The 6,987-nt window shown below is 68.6% G+C and carries 3 protein-coding genes; all 3 read left to right on the forward strand.

From position 1 onward, the window contains the following. Positions 1-259 precede the first annotated feature (259 nt). The 3 genes from ACI2L3_RS38490 (at position 260) to ACI2L3_RS38500 (ending at position 6,843) form a co-directional block, all read left to right on the forward strand. Entirely contained in the window at positions 260-2,551 is a 2,292-nt protein-coding gene (locus ACI2L3_RS38490) for an ABC transporter family substrate-binding protein (protein ID WP_404757120.1), read from the forward strand. Positions 2,552-2,798: 247 nt separating this feature from the next. Continuing rightward, on the forward strand, positions 2,799-4,706 hold the full coding sequence (gene typA / locus ACI2L3_RS38495; RefSeq protein ID WP_404757121.1) for a translational GTPase TypA: 1,908 nt from the start codon (positions 2,799-2,801) through the stop codon (positions 4,704-4,706). A 496-nt stretch (positions 4,707-5,202) separates the two neighbouring features. Then, positions 5,203-6,843: an ABC transporter substrate-binding protein gene (locus tag ACI2L3_RS38500; RefSeq protein ID WP_404757122.1), complete on the forward strand. Its 1,641-nt coding sequence runs from the start codon at positions 5,203-5,205 to the stop codon at positions 6,841-6,843. Positions 6,844-6,987: the final 144 nt, after the last annotated feature.

The following is a 6,987-nucleotide window of genomic DNA, read 5'->3' on the forward strand; positions in this document are numbered from 1 at the left end:
GCGCGTCACATCCCGGCTTGTGAAGAGATCTGCACCGATTGCCGGATCGAGGGCGTGAATGCGCCGGATCACGCGCCCATTGGGCCGCACGAGTGGGATATGGGCGCCCGCGCGCCGTGTCGCCCCCGCGGTACGCGGCCTGTCCCCTTCAGTGGGGCCATAGATGTGATCAGCTCCATATACCGCCAAACGTGATCAAACCCGGCCCGGTCCCGGTAGCGGGCGGCCGGGCGAGCCCCGGACCCCGGAGGTACCAGCCATGTCCCACGACCGCGTCAGAGTCAGGTCTGTCGTGTTCCTCGCGACGGGGGTGCTGGCTCTGCCCGCCCTCGCCGGCTGCAGCTCGAACGACGAGGCAGGCCGGCCGGCCGCGGGCCAGGACATCGCTCCCGCCGCCAGGGACCTGGTCGCCGACGGAGGGTCCATGAACTGGGCGGTGGACGCCCGCCCCGAAACGTTCAACACCTTCCAGGCCGACGCCGACGAGGCCACCGCACGGGTCGCGGGCGCGGTCCTGCCGTCGCTGTTCCGCCTCGACGCGCAGGGCAGGGCCGAGCGCAACGCCGACTTCCTGGAGTCGGCGGAGGTCGTCGAGCGCGAGCCCCAGCAGGTCGTCCTCTACAAGCTCAACCAGCAGGCGGTCTGGAGCGACGGCCGGGAGATCGGCGCCGCCGACTTCCTCGCGCAGTGGCGGGCCCTGTCCGGAAAGGACACCGCGTACTGGACGGCGCGGAACGCCGGTTACGACCGCATCGCCAAGATCGAGCGCGGCGCGAACAACCTGGAGGTGCGGGTCACCTTCGCCAAGCCGTACGCGGACTGGCGCTCCCTCTTCTCGCCGCTGTACCCGAAGCAGATCATGGGCACCCCCGACACCTTCAACGACGGCGCGCGCCGCAAGCTGAAGGTGACGGCGGGCCCCTTCGCGCTCGCCGCCTTCGACACCAAGGCCGGCGACGTGACGCTGGAGCGCAACCCGCGCTGGTGGGGCCGGCCGGCCAAGCTGAGCAAGATCGTGCTGCGCGAGGTGAAGCGCGCCGAGCGGACCGAGGCGCTCGCCAAGGGCAAGGTCGACCTCACCGCGGTCGACGCGGCGGAGGCCGAGCGGATCACCCGGGCCGCCCGGGACGAGGGGGCGCAGGGCCCGCCGGCCCACGGCCCCGGCGCCGGGCTCACCCCCGGCAAGGCGCTGCGTTCCTGGGCGATCGCCCACGGCTCCGACGAGGAGGCCGCCGACGCGGAGATCGCGGCCCGCGCGCGGACCGGCAAGGCGATCAAGGAGTACGCCACCGAACAGGCGGGCCTGCGCGGCTACGAGGTCCGCAAGTCACTGGAGCCGGCCTACACCCAGCTCGCCCTCAACGGCTCCGAGGGCCCGCTCGCCGACGACCGGGTGCGCCGCGCGGTCGCCCGCGCCCTGAACCGCGAGGAGCTCGCGAAGGCCGTCCTCAAGCCGCTCGGCCTGCCCGCCGTACCGGTCGGCAGCCACCTCGCCCTCGCCGGACAGCACGCGTACGCGGACAACAGCGGGGCCCTCGGCAAGCAGGACACCGCCGAGGCGCGGGCCCTGCTCGCGGACGCGGGCTGGACCCCGGGCGCCCTGCGGAAGGGCAAGAAGGACGACACGGCGAAGGAGAAAGGGGAGAGGGGCGAGAAGGGGAAGAAGGGGGAGGAGGAGGCAGCGGGCGGCGAGGGCGACGGCACGTACATCGTCGGCGAGGAAGACGGCAAGCCCAGCGACAACGGCATCTCCGTGCTCGCCCCCGCACCCGCGGCCGCCTACCAGCGGGCCGTCCTGAACCACCAGGCCGACGTCGTCGCCCTGCCCCGCGAGGCCGACAAGGAGAAGAAGCGGGAGCGCGGCGACCACTCCAGGCAGCACGCCAGGGGCGGCGCCCCCGGCGCGTACGCCCCGAAGGGCACCGCCGCGCCCAAGAGCGCCAAGGCCGCGGCAGGACCGCTCGCCAAGGACGGCAAGCCCCTCACCCTCCGCTTCGTGCTGCCCTCCGGAGAGGGCTCGGAGTCGCTGCGCGCGGTCGCCGACCGGATCTCCCGGATGCTGCAGAAGATCGGCGTCCGCACGGAGACGGCGAAGGTCGCCGACGACAGCTACTTCAAGGACCACATCGCGTCCGGCCAGTACGACCTGGCCCTGTACTCGTGGCCCGCTTCGGCCTTCCCCGCCACCGACGCCCGCCCGATCTTCGCCAAGCCGGTGCCGGCCGCGGACGGGTCGCTGAACGTCGAGCAGAACTACACGCGCGTCGGCACGGACCACATCGACCAGCTCTTCGAGCAGGCGGTCGGCGAGCTGGACGAGGACGAGGCCCGTTCCCTGGTCAGGAAGGCGGACGCCCGCATCTGGGCCGAGGCGGGCTCCATCCCCCTCTACCAGCGCCCCCAGCTGATGGCGGCCCGCCCGAACCTCGCGAACGCCGGGGCGTTCGGCTTCCAGGCACCGCACTACGAGGACATCGGCTTCCTGAAGGCGGGCGGGAATCCGGGCGGCAAGCCGGGCGGAAAGGCGGGCGCGGAGCCGTCCGCGAAGTGAACGGCTCAGATTACGCTCAACTCCCTTGCCCGCCGGCCGCCCGGGCGGGCAAGCTCACATCTACCCATTGACCTGCTGTTTCCCCAGAGTTCCCGAGGCTTTCCGCACCCCTGCGAAGCCCCCGCGGAGGCTGCCTCCGCGAGGGACACGTAGACTGGGGTGAGGCCGTGGCGTGTCCAGCCCGGCAGGGTTCGCGTACTTCAGAGGTGCGTGTGACCATCCACTCACTCCAGGAGTACGCCGCACTATGGCCACGCGCCACGACATCCGTAACGTCGCCATCGTCGCTCACGTCGACCATGGCAAGACGACCATCGTCGACGCCATGCTCAAGCAGGCCGGTTCCTTCGCCGCGCACGCCGCCGAGTCCCTCGACGACCGCATGATGGACTCGAACGACCTGGAGCGTGAGAAGGGCATCACGATCCTCGCCAAGAACACGGCGGTGAAGTATCACCCCAAGGACGGCGGCGAGCCGATCACGATCAACATCATCGACACCCCCGGCCACGCCGACTTCGGTGGCGAGGTCGAGCGCGGTCTGTCGATGGTGGACGCGGTCGTCCTGCTGGTCGACGCCTCCGAGGGCCCGCTCCCGCAGACCCGCTTCGTGCTGCGCAAGGCGCTGCAGCAGCGGCTGCCCGTGATCCTCTGCATCAACAAGACGGACCGCCCCGACTCGCGGATCGACGAGGTCGTCAACGAGACGTACGACCTCTTCCTCGACCTGGACGCGGACGAGGACCAGATCGAGTTCCCGATCGTCTACGCCTGCGGCCGCGACGGCATCGCCTCGCTGACCAAGCCGGAGGACGGCACGGTCCCGGCGGACTCCACCAACCTGGAGCCGTTCTTCTCCACGATCCTGGAGCACGTCCCGGCCCCGACGTACGACGAGTCGGCGCCCCTCCAGGCCCACGTCACCAACCTCGACGCGGACAACTTCCTCGGCCGTATCGCGCTGCTCCGCGTCGAGCAGGGCGAGCTGCGCAAGGGCCAGACCGTCGCGTGGATCAAGCGTGACGGCACCATCTCGAACGTCCGCATCACCGAGCTGATGATGACCGAGGCGCTCACCCGCAAGCCGGCCGAGATGGCGGGCCCGGGTGACATCTGCGCGGTCGCCGGTATCCCCGACATCATGATCGGCGAGACCCTGGCCGACCCGGAGAACCCGGTCGCGCTGCCGCTGATCACGGTCGACGAGCCGGCGATCTCCATGACCATCGGTACGAACACCTCGCCGCTGGTCGGCCGCGGCGGCACCGGCAAGGGCGCGGACGCCAAGTCCGCGGTCAAGGACCGCAAGGTCACCGCCCGCCAGGTCAAGGACCGCCTGGAGCGCGAGCTGATCGGTAACGTCTCGCTGCGCGTCCTCGACACCGAGCGCCCCGACGCCTGGGAGGTGCAGGGCCGCGGTGAGCTGGCGCTCGCCATCCTGGTCGAGCAGATGCGCCGCGAGGGCTTCGAGATGACCATCGGCAAGCCGCAGGTGGTCACCCGGCAGATCGACGGCAAGACCCACGAGCCGGTCGAGCGCATGACGATCGACGTGCCCGAGGAGCACATGGGCGCCGTCACGCAGCTCATGGGCGTCCGCAAGGGCCGCATGGACAACATGTCGAACCACGGCTCCGGCTGGGTCCGCCTGGAGTTCGTCGTGCCGTCCCGCGGCCTCATCGGCTTCCGTACGGAGTTCCTGACGCAGACCCGCGGCACGGGCATCGCGCACTCCATCCACGAGGGCCACGAGCCGTGGTTCGGCGAGCTGAAGACCCGTAACAACGGCTCCCTGGTCGCCGACCGCGCCGGTGCCGTCACCGCCTTCGCGATGACGAACCTCCAGGAGCGCGGCGTGCTGTTCACCGAGCCCGGCACCGAGGTGTACGAGGGCATGATCGTCGGCGAGAACTCCCGCGCCGACGACATGGACGTGAACATCACCAAGGAGAAGAAGCTCACCAACATGCGCTCCGCCTCCGCCGACTCCTTCGAGGCGATCGTGCCGCCGCGCAAGCTGTCGCTCGAGCAGTCCCTGGAGTTCTGCCGCGACGACGAGTGCGTCGAGGTGACCCCGGAGGCCGTGCGCATCCGCAAGGTCGTCCTGGACCAGAAGGAGCGCGGCCGCTCGGCGTCCCGCGCCAAGCACAGCTGACCGCGCAGCACAGCTGACCCGCTGACGTAGGCGGTTAGCGGCAAACAGCCGCTGACGAGGCCGATTTTCGCCGCTCCCGAGGGAGTTGGGCGGAAGTCGGCCTCTTGCGTTTTCCCTGACGGGTACGGTGTGGCCACTGCCGCGCCAGGGGTTTCCGGCAACCGGTTTTTCAGCGCCAAGTGTCCGGAATGCGGACGTCACTGACCGTTAGATGTGTAACACGTCCGTTTCGCAACCATCTATCTCGGATCGGTTTGTCCGGATTTTGGAAGTTGTACGTGCCAGGTGTGATTGAACCGAGACCAAAAGAGTGTGGTCGACCGGTACCTCATGGCTAATAGTTGACCGCGTATAGCTCGGGTCAATGGGTCACGCGCTGTGGGGAGCGCCGACTCACGAGCACACTGGGGTACTCGATCTTCGCCGTCAGGGGTGTCGGCGCGGTTGCACGTACCCCCTCTTGCAGTGAACAAGTGGACTCATGAGGAGGAACCCCATGCGTGGTGCCAAGAGCGCCAAGTGGGTCGCGTGCGCGATAACCGTCACTCTGGCGGCAACCGCCTGCGGCGGCGGCGGCAGCGACAGCAGTGACGACATGAACAAGGGCAAGGTCGACCCGAAGGGCATCGTCACCGCGCAGCTCAGCGAGCCGCAGAACCCGCTGCAGCCGGCCAACGCCAAGGAGAGCCAGGGCAGCCGCGTGCTGCGGGCCGTCTTCTCGGGCCTGGTCGACTACAAGCCCGGCAGCGGCAAGCTGGTGAACGTCAACGCCGAGTCCGTCACGCCGAACAAGGACTCCTCCGTCTGGACCGTCAAGCTCAAGCCGGGCTGGAAGTTCCACGACGGCACTCCGGTGACCGCCAAGTCCTACGTGGACTCCTGGAACTGGTCGGCCAACGTGTCGAACAACCAGACCAACTCCAGCTGGTTCTCCGACATCAAGGGCTACGAGGACGTCCACCCCGAGAAGGGCAAGCCCAAGACCGACAAGATGTCGGGTCTGAAGGTCGTGGACGAGAACACCTTCACCATCTCGCTCAACAGCCCCGTCTCGTACTTCGCGTACAAGCTCGGCTACGACGTGTGGGCGCCGCTTCCCGAGGCCTTCTTCAAGGACCCGAAGGCGTTCGGCCAGAAGCCGGTCGGCAACGGCCCCTACAAGTTCGTCTCGTGGGACCACAACAAGCTGATCAAGGTCCGTAAGTTCGACGGCTACAAGGGCCCGAACGCGGCGAAGAACGGCGGCATCGACTTCAAGAACTACACGACCGCCGACGCCGCCTACTCGGACCTGCGCTCGGACAACCTCGACTGGATCGAGCAGGTTCCGACCACCGCGCTCACGAACTACAAGCAGGACCTCGGCGACCGCGCGATCGACGAGGAGTACTCGGCGGTCCAGTCGATCGTTCCCGCCTTCTACTCCGACCAGTTCAAGGACATCGACCCCAAGGTCATCCAGGGTCTGTCCATGGCGATCGACCGCGAGACGATCACCACGAAGGTGCTGCACGGCACCCGCACCCCGGCCGACTCCTTCGTCGCGCGCGGCGTGCTCGGCCACAAGGCCGGCGCCCTCGGTGACGTCGCCAAGTTCGACCCGGCCAAGGCCAAGAAGCTCATCAAGGAAGGCGGCGGCGTTCCGGGCAACAAGATCTCGATCCAGTTCAACGCCGACCAGGACCACAAGCCGTGGGTCGACGCGGTCTGCAACAGCATCCGCAAGGCCGTCAAGGTCGAGTGTGTCGGAGCCTCCAAGCCGACCTTCCAGGCCGACCTGAACGCGCGTGACAACAAGCAGGTCAAGTCCCTGTACCGCGGTGGCTGGGTGCTCGACTACCCCGTCAACTCGAACTTCATGAAGGACCTTTACGGGTCCAAGGCCGCCGGTAACACCAGCGGCTTCTCCAGCAAGAAGTTCGACGAGCTGAGCGCCAAGGCCGACAAGGCCGCCACGCTCGACGAGACCGTGAAGCTCTACCAGGACGCGGAGCAGATCCTCGTCAAGGAGATGCCGGCGATCCCGCTGTGGTTCTACAAGGTCAACAGCGGCCAGTCGAAGAACATCCTCGGCAAGATTCCTTACGGCCAGGACGGCGACCCCATCTTCACCGACGTTCAGGTGAAGCAGAAGTAGACATCGGGACCGTCGTGGGGGGGGGGGGGGCCCCCCCCCGGCGGGGGGCCCCCCCCCCCCCCCCCCCCCCCCCCCCCCCCCCCCCCCCCCCCGATGCCCCACGTCCACTGGGTCAGGGGGCCGAACGCCAGTCAGGGAGTCGTG

The organism is Streptomyces sp. NPDC029674 (genome assembly GCF_044903205.1).
GTDB lineage: Bacteria > Actinomycetota > Actinomycetes > Streptomycetales > Streptomycetaceae > Streptomyces.

Coding starts and splice junctions, on each gene's coding strand:
- ACI2L3_RS38490 (WP_404757120.1), top strand. CDS start 260: ATGTCCCACGACCGCGTCAGAGTCAGGTCTGTCGTGTTCCTCGCGACG.
- typA (WP_404757121.1), top strand. CDS start 2,799: ATGGCCACGCGCCACGACATCCGTAACGTCGCCATCGTCGCTCACGTC.
- ACI2L3_RS38500 (WP_404757122.1), top strand. CDS start 5,203: ATGCGTGGTGCCAAGAGCGCCAAGTGGGTCGCGTGCGCGATAACCGTC.